The sequence below is a fragment of the Arenibacter nanhaiticus genome (genome assembly GCF_900141935.1).
Taxonomy (GTDB): Bacteria; Bacteroidota; Bacteroidia; order Flavobacteriales; family Flavobacteriaceae; genus Arenibacter; species Arenibacter nanhaiticus.
On record NZ_FQYX01000009.1, the window covers coordinates 50,348 to 64,879 of the forward strand.

Here is a 14,532-nt window from a genome sequence, read left to right on the forward strand (position 1 = left end):
GCTAAGAAATTGTACTTATCTTATAGAAGATAAGCATTCACATGGCTGTAATGCTACAGAATCACCATTGGTCTTTAACTCCCTAGAGCCATACTTGGTTTAAGTTTAGCGTATTCTTATATTCTCACCACCTTATATGAAGCTGTTTTCTAAAAACACCCTTCCTTTATTGAGTGTCTAAAGAAAAGGGATTTTGAGATTTTTTACTTATAAAAATCAAGGACGACATTGTGTTCTTCTATGCAACTTTAATTTTCATCTGCTAAAAATTGTAGTATCTTAAGACAATTAAATTAGATTTAAAAGAGAAGAGTTCTGCTAGGAATAAAGTTTAAGAATCTTTCTTTTAGATTAAAATATAAAACATGAAAGCAATAGGATTTAAACAATCGTTACCCATCACGGAAAAGGACAGTTTTATGGCGTTTGAAACTGAAAAACCCATGCCAGAAGGATATGACCTATTGGTGAAAATAGCGGCCGTATCCGTAAATCCGGTCGATTTTAAAGTCAGGCAAAATGCCGCAAAGGATACGGTCCTAGATACTCCAAAAATTATTGGATGGGATGCCGCGGGCACGGTAGAGGCCGTAGGCGATAAAACAACAAAATTTAAGGTAGGCGATCAAGTCTACTATGCAGGCGATATAACCAGAAGCGGTAGTAATGCAGAATACCAACTGGTAGATGAACGCATCGTTGGCCATAAACCAAAAAGTCTGACGCTGGCCGAAGCTGCCGCCATTCCATTAACCGGATTAACGGCCTGGGAATCGCTTTTCGATCGTATTAAAATAAATCCAGAAAAGGATAAAGAAAAAACAGTGTTAATTTTAGCCGGGGCCGGTGGCGTAGGATCTATAGCCATCCAATTAGCAAAAAAAGTAGGCGGACTTATCGTACTGGCTACGGCTTCAAGACCAGCATCCATAGAATGGTGCAAAGCGCTGGGAGCGGATTATGTGGTAAATCACCATCGCCTAAAGGAAGAATTAGAGAAAATAGGGCATAGTCAAATGGACTATATTTTAGATTTTGTGGATTTAGAAGGGTATTGGGAAATGGCTGCAGATATAATAAAACCTCAGGGACATATTGTTACCATTACCGGTAGCAACAATCCATTACCTCTAAATGTATTAAAAAATAAGAGCGTTACCCTTTCCTATGAATTCATGTACACTCGGTCTATGTATACTACGGACGATATCGAAAAACAACATCAAATTCTGAATAAAATTGGGGAATTATTCGATGCCGGTACGCTCAAATCCACTTTGACTACTACTTTGAAGGGGTTTACGGTAGAGAATCTTAAAAAGGCACATCAATTGCAAGAGTCTGGAAGGAGCATCGGAAAAACGGTGATTCAGTTTTAAGCCTAAGCAATAAGACCAGTATCAAAAGAGTTAGGGGAAAGGGTGCTGATATTTTCTATAAATTTCAGCCGAATTATTTGGGCGTTCCCTCCTTCGTCGGGCGGGCCCTTGGCTATATCCCTTGCTATGCTGCGGGGATGCCGCCGCTGTCCCTAACGCATACTAGTTGAAAAATGAAGCTACCATCCCAATGTTTGAGTTTATTCTAAACCATCTGTTGTTGTCTGAATAAAAACCGGAAGGTCATAACATTGAATTCAGCAACAAGGTGCCCAATATCAGGAGAACTATGGAAATAATGCCTCCTATCATTGCAAAGTGTTTGAATTTATAAATCCCCATGCTATAGATCAAGGAGTTGGTCTGATAGCCCACGGGGGTGAAAAAACTAAAATTGGATGCGAACATCACTGCCAGTATAAAAGGTTTCACTTCTAAGTCCATTCCCGTAGCTACAGAAATTGCGATTGGAGTCATAATAATAGCCGTTGCATTGTTAGATATAACGGCGCTTAACAGCATGGTTGCGAAAAACAGCGTTCCTATCGAAAACATGGAAGGCCTGCCTTGCATAAAAATTAATAGCTTGTCGGATAACCAGTCATCTGCACCGGTATTGTGCATGGCAATTCCAAGAGGAATCATTCCAGCCAATAAAAACAAGATCTGCCAATTAATTTTTTTGTACACGCTCTCTAGCGTAACATGGTTCAGCAACAGAAGAGCCACGGCACCCAATAGGGTGCTCGTTAAGATTGATAGAATGCCTGTTGCAGCTAGGAGTATTACTCCCAATAAAATAAGGAGTGTCATATTCCGTTTTGGGGACTCGGAGATTTCGGGCGCCTCATATTGTTGTAAGATAGCAACGTTATCAGAGAGATCAAAATCCTTTATCTTATCAGGATCAATGTCAAGCAGCACTCGGTCACCAACTTTTAGCCGTGTAAATTCTAGCGTATCCGGGGATACCCTCTCCTTAAAATGGCGGAGATTTTTTCTCTTTTTTATGGCCAATGGAATAGCATCGTGCATCATCATATTTTTTAGTTCATTAAGGGATTTTCCTAAAAAACGAGCCCCTGGCAACATCATCATTTCTACGAGAACAGTTTGTACTTCTCTATCTTTGATCGGTTTGTCAGCTAGCTCCTTTTCTTTGAATTCATATTGACCATACACGTTTTTAGCTGCTTCACTATGCGAAATAATGACTTCGGAGTCACTCTTAATCCGTAAAAGATGATCAAGGGTGCAGGACAACATAAGACGATCTCCTTTTTGAAGCGTTATTCTATTCATATTGAGTGGACTATCAAATCCTGACCTAAAAAGTTTCAGTACCGAAATACCAGAAGCTCCCAAGAAGGAATCTTCTAACCGCTTCCCTATAAGGCTAGAATTAGGGGCAAGCTCCAAGGTTGTTATGTAGCTATCTACATTGTACTGCTCCCGTAGTTTATCCTTCGAATCCTTAGGGAGTAGCGGTGCCAAAAAGCTTATCAGTACAATGGATACCAATAAAAAGATAGCCCCAAACCAAGAAAATTCAAAAAACATAAATTCTTTCCCTAAGCGCTCGGTATAAATAGAATTCACAATAAGATTGGTAGAAGTTCCCATTAAGGTGCAGCTACCCCCAAGTATACTGGCAAAAGATATCGGCATTAAAAGTTTACTCTTGGAGATATCGTATTTATCAGAAAGTTCCGTGACAATTTTAATGAATACGATGACTACAGCCGTAGAGCTGATAAATGCCGAAATAGTGCCGGTGATGAACATAAAAGCCGGAACCATTAATAAAACCGGCCAATTTCGAAACTTTTTTAGACCATGGGCCATCCATGAAATCACACCATTCTGCTCTAGGGCTACGGCTATAATCATAAGACATAAAATGGTGATAACAGCAGTATTAGAAAATCCGCTAATAGCCTCTTCAGGAGTAATAAGGCCAAAGAACACTAAAAACCCTATGGTACAAAAGGCTATTTTGTCCATAGTGAATATTTCTAGAGCAAACAGTACCACTATGGTGGCTATAATTAAGAATGTTAAAGCGATCTCTAAAGTCATTTTCTTAATTTATCTGGCTACTATAAATATAGGTTAATGGAGCGGGTTGGGAAAACGTATCGGCGTTTACTGTTTTCTTAATCACTAGATTATACTAATTAATTCATATAAATTAAATATGTTTTGGTGTAAATATTTAGAAAAGAACCAAAAATCAACATCCAAATAAATGGGGCCAAAGCCAGGAAAATAGAATCTTCAATAAATCTAGGTAGTTGAGGCCAAAGCTTCAGCCCACAGCAAATTTCAGAGACACTTAGTTTCTACTCTATTTTACATAATGTAAAGCGCGATCCCAAATTCATACTCAGCAAGGAAGGGGTGGTTTAATGGCAAGGTCAAATCTCAAATTCTTCGAAAAATTAAGCTTCTCATAATTCGCGTATTTAAAAATTTATGGACTCTAGTCCAGAATATGAAAGTTATGGAAAACCTTGTATTAGCCAGGATTAACTAAATGGGTCTAGGCTGTTAGATGTTATTCAGGAAATTTATAGAGTATAGGAACTGTATTAAAAGGATTTCTTTTTTAACCTCATAAAGAATGTCGTTAAGGGAATAAAATGCCTCTTCCTTATACCGTGAACAGAAAAAAGAACTTGTCTGAAAAGATGGGCTATTTGAAAACAGTGATAAAAGCAAACGCAATGTTTATATCGAAATGCGGAATTACTATAAAGTAGTTCCGCATTTTTTATTAGGTCTTTGATGTTGGTCCGTTCTTTTCCTTCTGATAACTTTTCAAAAGCGCTCCTAACTCTCCTTTTTGATACTCATAGAAGTTGCACATAATCAAATTTGGAAATGCCTTCGGGATAAAACTGTTAAAGCAAAAAAGATTGTTGTCGTGTGGCTGTTTTAGGATCGTTTGTTTTAATTTCAACCTTAGTCAAGGATTATTCCTCTTGAGTGTCTTCCCAAATTAAATATTCCCGGTACCATTCCCAGGCACGGTCCAAAACCTCTATTTCGCTTTGACTAGAAGCAGCGGTATTGTTGGTCTGATAGAATAAGGTAAAATCTTCTCCAAAATAAGAAAAGTGCTTGCTCGTTTTATCGTCAAAAGCAATATTTTCTAATTCATCCTGCGGTATTACCTCAATTAGGGATATTCCCTTATGGAGTATAAATTGGCGCTGGTCGTGAATGCTGTCGTTCTTTATAGGGAATTCCCCGAAAATAAATTCGGGTAAGGAAAGATCTTCTATTGTCATCAATTTTTTTAAAATCTAAAATAAGGAGTTTTCTTCTAATAGCGCCTATACCTAACCAACTCTTTGAACAGTGGACGGTAGTGTTTCTTTCGTCCTTTGAAGTATCAATAATTACATTGACTTCTATTTTACATAATGTATGGAGCGGTTGAAAATTGCCTTCAGTAGGGAAGGGGAGGTTTAAGATCAAGGTGAGATCTCAAAACCACCAAAATACTAAGCCTCCCATAATTTGCGTATTTGAAAATAATTGACCTTTGGTACGGAATATGAAAACTATGAGAAGAATAAAAACAGCGCTTTTATCCTAATTCATCCTTCTTCATTGTACATTTTATTCACATATTAAGGATTACTACCCTTGGCCTTCATGGTCTATGGGGCTTTTAATATAAAGATTATGCTATTACTTTCAAAGAACGCCGGTAAGTGATTCTCTTCGAGTACGCAACGAGTCCTAGTTAATCAGATAATGGATTGGGATTTGTAATTCTATTGTTCCCCATAAATAGCCTTTGATGACAGCTACCCAGCCTAAAATACAGACAGGGCTGATATTTAAGCCCAACAAGAATATAAAAGGAAATAACTTATAAAACCCTGGTTTTATTTGGATTTCTGCTAAAAATTGATAGATTTTATATGGAATACTGAACTAAACAGGTTTTTATGTGTTAGCTGATGGCGCAAAAGCAAAGGATCTTCATGTAAGCGTCGTCTAAGTTAAAAGTGCTTCGAAAATTCTGGAAGACAGCTGTGGTTGGATACGCCCTTGAAGAAGGAAGAGATTTATGCACTATACAGCTTGGTGAAATCAAAAGAATTATAAAAACCCGACAAGGGGGATTTCAAAGATTCTCGTCATGCTACTGACGGAAAGAGAAAGTGACATCAACAAGGCTTTACAACGGAATCTGGGATATAATTCAATGAGTGTCATTGCAACAGGTCCGCAATAAGGTTTTGTGGACATATTCGTAATACTAAAAAAAAAGATCTATGTTAAAAATTGAAATAAAAGAAGGGGAACATATCGAAAGAGCCTTAAAACGCTACAAAAGAAAATATCGACGGACAAAAGTGCTTGAGAATATCAAAAACAACCAACACTATGTCAAACCATCGAATGAACGACGGCACGCTTTACAGAAAGCGAAGTACCGGCAAAAATACTACCTTGAAAAGGAAGAATTATTTTAAAAAGATGCTCTAGGCCCTCTTCCAAAAACAGGACAAAATTTGGGGTATAAATTAAAATTAATTGATATTCATGTTTTTATCTATGTAAGATTAGTTGTTATCCTAATTCCATGAAGACGTTTTTTATAACAATCACGGGCAATCAGTTTGAGGGTTACCAGTAGCGAGAATAACTTCAATTTAGAGGCTAGTTCTCCCCATGCGCCAATTAGATAGCTCCCTCTCCTTCCTAATAGGTCTCCGATAGACAAAAGGCATAATTGATATATTGTGTTGGTAGGATTAGGTTTGTTTTTAAAAACTGCACCCCTCAAAATTGGCAAACTTTTTAATTTCGAGGGTATTTTACATAATGTGCAACTTCATGATGATTTCTATTTTACATAATGTTAAGGCCGTTTGAAAAATATCACTAATAGGGAAGAGGTGGTTTATTCCCCAAGACAAAAGTGATAAAACTACAGCTGATTGGTGATTTGTCATAAATCGCGTATTTGAATATTTCCGACCCTTGATCCAGAATATAAGAATTATAGCACATGGTATTTATATTCCAATTTATCTTATGGGATCAGCATAATATCAGCGGTATTTGAAGAAATTGGATTTACTAATCCTTATATTGAACCCCTTTAGATTTAAATAGAAAATTTATACTACAAATGATAAATAAAAGGCTAGAAAAGCTTCGTCAACAGTTGTCTAAATATAATTTAGACGCAGTTATTATTCCATCTACAGATCCCCATCAATCCGAATATGTTGCAAAACATTGGAAAGTAAGAGAATATTTTTCAGGATTTACCGGATCAGCTGGAGTATTGGTTGTAAAGCGTGATGAAACGGCACTATGGACAGATTCACGTTATTTTTTACAATTTGAAGAAGAATGCAAGGCTTATGAAATTACCCTATATAAACAATCCATTCCCTATGCCCCCGAACACGTTCAATGGTTATGCGATAGTTTAGAAGAACATGCGGTTATTGGAGTAGATTTTTTACAGTTTTCCAAGGCCCAAATGGACCATATCAAGGAAATATCGAAATCAAAAAATATTGAACTTAAAAATATAACAGAACTGGTGGGTGAAATCTGGACAGACAGACCTAGTCTACCTGATTTTCCAATAGATATACATCCGTTAGAATTTAGCGGTGAAACAACACGCTCTAAAATTCAAAAAGACAACAACAAGAATTCTATATGGGCGAATCTTTTGCTGCTATTGTTGGCTACAAGGGTAATGGAGCAATCATTCACTATACCGCCTCTGAAAAAGGTGCTGCCATGGTGAAAAATAAAGATATTCTGTTAGTTGATAGTGGTGCACAATATAAGGATGGCACTACAGATATTACCCGTACAGTTTGGTTAGGAGGTACACCATCCGATGAAATAAAAAAGGCCTATACTGCCGTTTTAAAGGGATATATAGCGTTGGAACAATTGCAATTCCCTAAAGGGACCGTAGGAATGCAAATAGATGCCTTTGCACGCTTATATTTATGGAAACTAGGCCTAGACTATCCTCATGGTACAGGACACGGTATTGGGAGTTTTGGAATGGTACATGAACCTGGGCAAGGCTTTACAACGAATCCTACCACCAGTACCGGTAGTACAGAACATGCACCAAATCAATTAACAACCATAGAACCTGGTTGTTATAAAAAGGATGCTTTTGGAATTCGCATTGAAAATGTAGTCCTTTCGTCTCTAAAAGAAACCACGGCATTTGGAGAGTTTATAGGCTTTACTCCCATTACCCTCTTTCCGATAGACAGACAGCTGATAAAGGATTCGCTATTGACAACTTCGGAGAAAAAATGGTTTAATGAGTATCATAAAATGGTTTTCGAAGAATTATCACCTAAGTTGGACAATGATGAAAAAGAATGGCTCAGGAAAATGTGTCAAAAATTATAAATAGTTAGTAATTAAAACTTTATATGATTTTAAACCTCAATATCTATTTAATAAATATTGAGCTTTATTTTTTAAGTCTTAAAGTTCCTACTTCACCTCTATTTTACATAATGTTCATGCCGGTTAAAAAAATACTCTCAGGGTAGAGGGCATGTCTTTAATACCGCAGAAAAGTTTAAAATTTCGTTTACAACCGGCTTCCTGAGAATCGCGTATTTGAAAATTTCTGGCCCATAGTCCGGAATATTGAAGTTATGAAAAGGGTGATTATTACTAAATGACAAGGCATGAGTAAATGTATGTGGAATGGTATTTTATAAAAAAACGATTAAAAGAATAGCAGAGTTATATTAATTTTGTAATTCCTATACTTTCATTTAAATTCAAAAACTTGTTAGAGAAAAGACAACAATTACCCCAAGAACAATTTATAGATACAGATTATTTTATTTATTGTTTAGAAGGGGTTCATGAAATAGAAACGGACAAATTTACCGAAGCACAAGAAAATTTGGAACAATTGGCCTTGAATTATGGAATAGCAAGTATCTATAAAACATGCGATACCATTGAAGGACTGGAAGATAGTTTAAATGCACTGGTATTGGATGATCATAATTTTAAAGACTATGAAATAATTTACTTTGTTATAACAGGTGAAGCAAATAGTATTTGTTTAAATGACTACCACTATAGTTTTCAGGAAATTGCAGAAATTTTTGAAGGAAGGTTAAAAGGTAAGATTTTACATTTTTCAAATGCGAAAATTCTAGATTTAGACGAAGAGGAAGCACAATATTTTTTAGATATCACTGGCGCTAAAGGGGTTTCTGGCTATGGAAATGAATTTAATGGAATAAGCAGCTCGAATCTTGATATAGCACTCTTTAACTTATTTAAAGAAGATGATAATATGTTAGATGTTGTAGAAGAATTGCATCAAAGACATTACAATGTCTGTAAATTACTTGATTTTAGATTGTATTATTAAGTCCATATATAGCGACTACCTTGGCGTTGGCAAGCGGCTAATTATAAATATCAATTAAAACATGGGGCCCAGACACCGCTAAGAAAGATTCATGACCTGGTCATAATTCGCTTAATTAATAAAATACCCAGGGATATTTTGAATAATCGAATTATAGTTAACCAATGGAAAACCATTATTTGAGTATAGCGTGTTTGTTTCCTTTGACATAATATCTGCCGATATAGTCCTAACGGCCGATATCTGATATTATATCAAATAGCACAGCTATACGGAAACTGTACATCAAGCAGGTGTTCTATAATTTATATTATGTCAAATAGAATAAGTTTAAAGCTGCTTTTTGCTATTTTATATGGGATTCATAATCCGAAAGCGTTTGATACAAATCAGAAAGTCCCTCGAGCTGTTTAGCTACTTTTAAAGTCATATAGTCCTTTTGTTCTTCTTCCCTTTTAATTAATTCAATTAAGTCTTGATTGCTTTTAATAAGCGTCTTCACTCTTTTTTTGATAGACTCAGATTTTAAAAACATTACGTAAGTATTTGGCTCAAAGGTATAAGAGCAAATTTTTTGCTCAATTTGAAGTAAATCGGTATAGTTTCGCCGGAGTTTGATTAAACATTCCATGCTACTAGGTGTAATACAATTTGTTTTCCAAAAATTTCTATAGGTTAATTCCATACTGAATAAGTTTTAACATAAATTAACTAACGGGGAATTTTTGCTAAAGATAGCACACAATACTCGAAAAATCTTACAAAAAATAAAGGATAACAATTTCTTAAAATTAATTTTTTTTACAAATCAATGGCTATATTATTACTGCTCCTACCCTTTTTATTTAGTGTAACACAGTTTTTTATTATAGATTATGTTGCTGTAAATAACTGTATTTTAGCGTATTTAATGCGACTTAGGGTGATTTTAATAGATTAAAGCCTTAGATCAAACAATTGGTCTTAAATAAAGGAAAAGTGTTTTTAAATCATTATTTATTGATGATACAGAACCTTAATTTAAACAATATTAAGGCCGCGGGTGAAATAATTCTAGCAGCAGTCTAAAAAAACGATAAAAGAACAAAAATCCAATAATCAGAAAATTGAAGCTCTATAACTATAATAGCAGAGATCATTGCAGAGGATACTACTAGATGCTGTTATTTAATTACCTGTATTTTTCTTATAATTTATATGAATGAGAGGTGATTACGAACGATTTGGGTATCGTTAATATCTAGACGTACAAAAACAAAAAAAATCCCCTGACGCTATGTCAAGGGATTTTAAATAATAGTATCGATATAATTGTTTTACCAAGAATATTCCTCGCTTTTTCCGTTCGGATAAATCAACATGCCTTTTTGATCGCAAGCCCCATCACCAAAATCGATCTTTGCCGTTAACTCATTCATCTCTATAGAAATAACCCCAGAAGTTATATAAGGACATCCTATTTTCCCTGAGAGAGGTGATTTTATTTCGAAATTAAAGGTAGTATCCTCTAGAACTATGTCCCATTGCCCGGTACAAGAAAAATCTGGTCCTTCACCATTAAAATTACTTAAATACCAGGTTAGTTCCTTAGTGCCAGTATGGATCGTTGATACGTTATTGGGATGTGTCACGATAATATCAGTCTTTATAATAAATATTGGTTCGTTCTCCTTTGAAAAATCAAAAGTAACATCCTTTGTTCCTTCCAATAAATACCCGTTGAAGGTAAAAGAGCTAAAAGTAATCGTAAGTGGCGATCCTATAGATTCCTCCATACTCTCTCCTGTAATAACTAGGGTTCCGTCCAAGAGATTGTCATTTACCTCACATTGGTTGTATACTATGGAAATACTTTTATCCGAAGAACTTATTGTAGCGCAACCGGCTCCAGTCTTATTGGCTGTATCCTGATTTTTAGACATTATCAATTCTGATAAAAGCTCATCGAATCCTTCGGAAACATTATTAATGTCCATTTGAGCCATTACTTGACCCTTGCTTAAACTGTTATCATTTAATTGATTTAATGCATCCTGACTACATCCGGCAAATAAAGTGATCCCTAAAATTAAAAATAACACCTTATAATTCCTCATAATTATTCTATTTTCAAATGTTATAGAAGCGTGTAAAATTAGATATGTATTTTAATTGTTACTAAAATAATGACAATAATTCGACCAAACACCTGTTTTTATAATATAAACCCTTCATATAATGTGTTTTTTTCAACAAAAAACCTCTTAATAAATGTTTAAACCAAGGTTTATTTGGCCAATAAGGTCGCTAAAATAAGTTTTTCAATCTAATTGAATACTAAATTCTTGATAGCTTTCCCGTTTATAGGCCATGTGTCTAGTAGCGGGCGATATGGCAAAATAAGGAGAAAAAGTAATAACCTTAACTGTTTTTCCATCGGGTAAAAACTCTAATATCCGGAGCCACCCGTCACCGCCATTGCCATGCCATCCTCCTCCCATGGCCTGGGCATTAAAGGTAATCTGACTTACTTTTTTACCACCGGCATTTATATCTGTTTTAAATGCGGTATGGGCTTTAAAATTATCTGGAGTACCGATATGGCCAGAGATCACCATTTGAATGTTTTTAGAGGGAGCTACCAGATTTTCCCAAATAGCCTTGCCATAATTTCCGTCCTTTATAGGATAGTTCTCTGATTCAATATGCTCGTTCTTTTCATTTAAATAGGAGTGCGTAAGAACTATAACCCTATGATCTTTATAACGATCTTTATCTACCTCCTTCATTGCCCACTGTAAAATGGTATCTCGTGGCGCAAATTCAAGGTTTAGAAATAAATATTTCCTTTGATTTGGTGTGGTAAGTTCAAAAGTCGCATTCTCAAGAGTGGGCTTCCCATGTACATTATACGCCGCAGCGCGTAGTCCCTTATGATTCAAGACATTCCGATGAGCCGGAAAAAATTCATCATAATTGGAAGATCTATTTTCTATATTTTTATAACCAAAATCGTGGTTTCCAGCCGCTAAAATATAAGGCACGTGCCCATCTAATTTTTCAAAGGCTCTGGATACAGCCTGCCATTGATTCCTACTAGGCTCATTCCCGTTAATATGATCGGGTACCAATAATTCATTTTGTTCTACCAAATCTCCGGTACATAAAACCATTTCAATATTTAATGGGGCAATATTTTCACGAATCCAACCTGTCATTACCTCCAAAATACCTTGATTTCTCTTAAATTTTGCATAAGTCTGTGTGTCTGGAAGTAAAATCACGGACCAAGAATCTGGGTGGGATAGTTTTGGTGGATCGAAGGTTTCCTGCCCAGTAATCGTATGTTGTAGAAACAGCAGCGTGACTAAAGACATTATAGTCGATAGGTTTAATTTCATTTTAATATTATTAAATTAATACTATATTTTCCTGCTAAAATACTATTTTAAAATGCTCCACATCTTTAAGGTTGGTAACTCTTAGATATTTTTTTTGCAGAAAAACCAAGAAGAGAAATAATTGTATTGTACGCTTATATTTAAAGTAAAATACCCACAGGAATGTTCCTTTAAGGGATTTAAATCTTTAATTTTGCAGCTTTCCGATTTCTAAACAAATAAAAATGTCATTGACCGATTCTACAAGTAAATTGCTTCCCGTACTTAAGAAATATTTTGGATACGATAGTTTCAGAAATCAACAAGAAGCCATTATTACATCGGTTCTTGATAAGCAAGACAATTTAGTAATTATGCCCACCGGTGGGGGAAAATCGATCTGTTTTCAATTACCTGCCCTTCTTTTTGATGGGGTTACCATAGTGCTTTCTCCCCTTATAGCACTAATGAAGGATCAGGTTGATGGCTTAAAGGCGAACGGTATTCCGGCTGCCTATTTTAATAGCAGCCAGTCTGGAGAGGAACAAGAGCATATTATAGATCAGACCGTAAAAGGTTTGTTAAAATTATTGTATGTGGCCCCTGAAAGTTTGGCTGGTTTGACCAATGTGTTAAAAGAACAGTATGTGAGTTGTATCGCGGTTGATGAAGCTCATTGTATTTCTTCATGGGGACACGATTTTAGGCCTTCCTACCAACAACTTGGTTTTATAAAAAAAACACTTCCGAACACACCAATCATAGCATTGACCGCAACTGCGGATAAAGCTACTAGACAAGATATTGTAAACCAATTACAAATTCCAAATGCCCAACAATTTTTAACCTCCTTCGATAGAAAGAACATTTCCCTAGAAGTACGTCCGGCCCACGATAGGGTGGGACAAATCCTAAAATTTATAGCACGCAGGCCCAATGAGTCGGGTATTATCTACTGTTTGAGTAGGAAATCGACCGAAAACCTAGTAGATAAACTGCGCCTAAAAGGGATTAAGGCGACGGCCTATCATGCTGGACTCGATTTTGAGAGTAGAACTAAGGTGCAGGAAGATTTCATTTTTGACAAAACACAAATTGTATGCGCTACGGTAGCCTTTGGAATGGGGATTGACAAGTCTAATGTTCGCTGGGTCATACATTATAATATGCCTAAGAATATAGAAGGTTATTACCAGGAAATTGGGCGGGCAGGAAGAGATGGACTCAAGGCAAGAGCCTTACTTTTCCATAGTTATGGCGATGTAATGCAGCTGCGTAAATTCGCAGAAGGTTCGGCCAATGAAGAAGTGCAAATAGCCAAGCTAGATCGTATGAAGCAATTTTCTGAAGCCCCTACCTGCAGAAGAAAGATATTGTTGAGCTACTTCGGGGAGTTTTTAAAGAAAGACTGCGGAAACTGCGATGTATGCAAAAATCCACCACAGTTTTTTGACGGAACTGTTATAGCACAAAAAATCTTATCCACTATTGTAAGAATAAAAGAAGTAGAACCTATAGGAGTCATTATCGATGTCTTAAGAGGCGCTCACAATGCCGGGGTATTGGAAAAGAACTATCATCAAACGATAAAAACCTTCGGCATTGGAAAGGATATTTCTTGGAACGATTGGCAGCATTATGTCATTCAACTTATAAACCAAGGTTATTGTGAAATTGCATTTCATAAAAACAACGTTTTGAGGCTCACCGCTTTTTCCAAAGAAGTATTATTTGGAAATACTAAAGTTCTAATGAGCAAACCGTTGAAAAATGAAGAAAAGATTGTTGTAGAAAAAGAACACAAAGCAAAACCTATTGCTGAGAATTCTTTGTTTGAACGACTGCGAAAATTGAGGTACCAGATATCCATGGAGGAAAATATACCTGCTTATTTAGTATTTAACGATGCTACCCTTAAAGAACTGGAGGCAGAAAGACCTACGAGTGAAGAAGAATTTATACAAATAAGTGGCGTTGGGCAACGCAAGATGGAAGTGTACGGGGATTTGTTTATTCAGGAAATAAAAGCTTTCCAAGACGAAAAAAAAGCAAAGAAAAAGCGTGGTTCCCATACCTTTAACGACACTTATGAGCTCTACAAAAAAGGAAATAGTATTGAAGAAATAGCTAAAATAAGAAAACTAAAACCAACGACTATATTTTCCCATTTGGCTAAATTATATGTTGATGGCAAAGATATTGATATCTACAAATATGTAGATAAAAAATCTGTATCTCAGGTGGTGAAGGCCAAAAAGGCTTTAAAAAGTCCGGAAACCCTAAAGCCCTATTTTGAGTATTTTGAAGAAAAAATGGAGTATTCTACGATAAGACTAGCCCTTAGTGTTATTGAAAAGGAAAATTTGTAGTACCTATATTG

11 protein-coding genes are annotated in these 14,532 nt (G+C 35.8%); 6 read left to right on the forward strand and 5 right to left on the reverse strand.

Annotation, left to right across the window (positions count from 1 at the left end; translation table 11 throughout):
- Positions 1-365: 365 nt before the first annotated feature.
- The gene (locus tag BUA16_RS07485; RefSeq protein WP_072764125.1) at positions 366-1,379 is read left to right on the forward strand and encodes a zinc-binding alcohol dehydrogenase family protein; all 1,014 of its coding nucleotides are present in this window, start codon (positions 366-368) and stop codon (positions 1,377-1,379) included.
- 243 nt (positions 1,380-1,622) lie between these two features.
- On the opposite strand, the gene BUA16_RS07490 is transcribed toward BUA16_RS07485, so the two are convergent.
- Both BUA16_RS07490 and BUA16_RS07495 read right to left on the reverse strand, forming a co-directional pair.
- Positions 1,623-3,458: an SLC13 family permease gene (locus BUA16_RS07490; RefSeq protein ID WP_072764126.1), complete on the reverse strand. Its 1,836-nt coding sequence runs from the start codon at positions 3,456-3,458 to the stop codon at positions 1,623-1,625.
- 896 nt (positions 3,459-4,354) lie between these two features.
- Entirely contained in the window at positions 4,355-4,672 is a 318-nt protein-coding gene (locus BUA16_RS07495; protein WP_072764127.1) for a hypothetical protein, read from the reverse strand.
- Between the two features lie 999 nt (positions 4,673-5,671).
- Here BUA16_RS07495 and rpsU point away from each other — a divergent pair.
- From rpsU to BUA16_RS07515, 4 genes are all read left to right on the forward strand, one after another.
- Positions 5,672-5,872 carry a 30S ribosomal protein S21 gene (gene rpsU / locus BUA16_RS07500; RefSeq protein WP_072764128.1) on the forward strand — a complete coding sequence of 67 codons (201 nt, stop codon included), beginning with the start codon at positions 5,672-5,674 and terminating at the stop codon, positions 5,870-5,872.
- Positions 5,873-6,534: 662 nt separating this feature from the next.
- Positions 6,535-7,170 (forward strand): aminopeptidase P family N-terminal domain-containing protein, encoded by a 636-nt coding sequence (locus BUA16_RS18225; protein ID WP_084668456.1) that lies wholly within the window; start codon positions 6,535-6,537, stop codon positions 7,168-7,170.
- Positions 7,080-7,802 carry a M24 family metallopeptidase gene (locus BUA16_RS07510; protein WP_072764129.1) on the forward strand — a complete coding sequence of 241 codons (723 nt, stop codon included), beginning with the start codon at positions 7,080-7,082 and terminating at the stop codon, positions 7,800-7,802. Before BUA16_RS18225 ends, BUA16_RS07510 begins: the two co-directional genes overlap by 91 nt.
- 391 nt (positions 7,803-8,193) lie before the next feature.
- Complete coding sequence (locus BUA16_RS07515; RefSeq protein WP_072764130.1) at positions 8,194-8,793, forward strand: DUF6642 family protein; 600 nt, start codon at positions 8,194-8,196, stop codon at positions 8,791-8,793.
- Positions 8,794-9,139: 346 nt separating this feature from the next.
- Here the strand turns inward: BUA16_RS07515 and BUA16_RS07520 are convergent, their stop codons facing one another.
- From BUA16_RS07520 to BUA16_RS07530, 3 genes are all read right to left on the reverse strand, one after another.
- Positions 9,140-9,478 (reverse strand): hypothetical protein, encoded by a 339-nt coding sequence (locus BUA16_RS07520; RefSeq protein WP_072764131.1) that lies wholly within the window; start codon positions 9,476-9,478, stop codon positions 9,140-9,142.
- Between the two features lie 631 nt (positions 9,479-10,109).
- Positions 10,110-10,889 (reverse strand): hypothetical protein, encoded by a 780-nt coding sequence (locus BUA16_RS07525; protein ID WP_072764132.1) that lies wholly within the window; start codon positions 10,887-10,889, stop codon positions 10,110-10,112.
- A 204-nt stretch (positions 10,890-11,093) separates the two neighbouring features.
- On the reverse strand, positions 11,094-12,173 hold the full coding sequence (locus BUA16_RS07530) for a metallophosphoesterase (RefSeq protein WP_178338858.1): 1,080 nt from the start codon (positions 12,171-12,173) through the stop codon (positions 11,094-11,096).
- 224 nt (positions 12,174-12,397) lie between these two features.
- On the opposite strand from BUA16_RS07530, the gene recQ reads away from it, so the two are divergent.
- Positions 12,398-14,521 carry a DNA helicase RecQ gene (gene recQ, locus BUA16_RS07535; protein WP_072764134.1) on the forward strand — a complete coding sequence of 708 codons (2,124 nt, stop codon included), beginning with the start codon at positions 12,398-12,400 and terminating at the stop codon, positions 14,519-14,521.
- Positions 14,522-14,532 lie beyond the last annotated feature (11 nt).

Excerpts from the sequence above, each read along its gene's own strand:
- BUA16_RS07520 (WP_072764131.1), bottom strand. The coding sequence starts at position 9,478 with ATGGAATTAACCTATAGAAATTTTTGGAAAACAAATTGTATTACACCT.
- BUA16_RS07530 (WP_178338858.1), bottom strand. The coding sequence starts at position 12,173 with ATGAAATTAAACCTATCGACTATAATGTCTTTAGTCACGCTGCTGTTT.
- BUA16_RS07495 (WP_072764127.1), bottom strand. The coding sequence starts at position 4,672 with ATGACAATAGAAGATCTTTCCTTACCCGAATTTATTTTCGGGGAATTC.
- rpsU (WP_072764128.1), top strand. The coding sequence starts at position 5,672 with ATGTTAAAAATTGAAATAAAAGAAGGGGAACATATCGAAAGAGCCTTA.
- BUA16_RS07510 (WP_072764129.1), top strand. The coding sequence starts at position 7,080 with ATGGGCGAATCTTTTGCTGCTATTGTTGGCTACAAGGGTAATGGAGCA.
- BUA16_RS18225 (WP_084668456.1), top strand. The coding sequence starts at position 6,535 with ATGATAAATAAAAGGCTAGAAAAGCTTCGTCAACAGTTGTCTAAATAT.
- BUA16_RS07490 (WP_072764126.1), bottom strand. The coding sequence starts at position 3,458 with ATGACTTTAGAGATCGCTTTAACATTCTTAATTATAGCCACCATAGTG.
- recQ (WP_072764134.1), top strand. The coding sequence starts at position 12,398 with ATGTCATTGACCGATTCTACAAGTAAATTGCTTCCCGTACTTAAGAAA.
- BUA16_RS07485 (WP_072764125.1), top strand. The coding sequence starts at position 366 with ATGAAAGCAATAGGATTTAAACAATCGTTACCCATCACGGAAAAGGAC.
- BUA16_RS07525 (WP_072764132.1), bottom strand. The coding sequence starts at position 10,889 with ATGAGGAATTATAAGGTGTTATTTTTAATTTTAGGGATCACTTTATTT.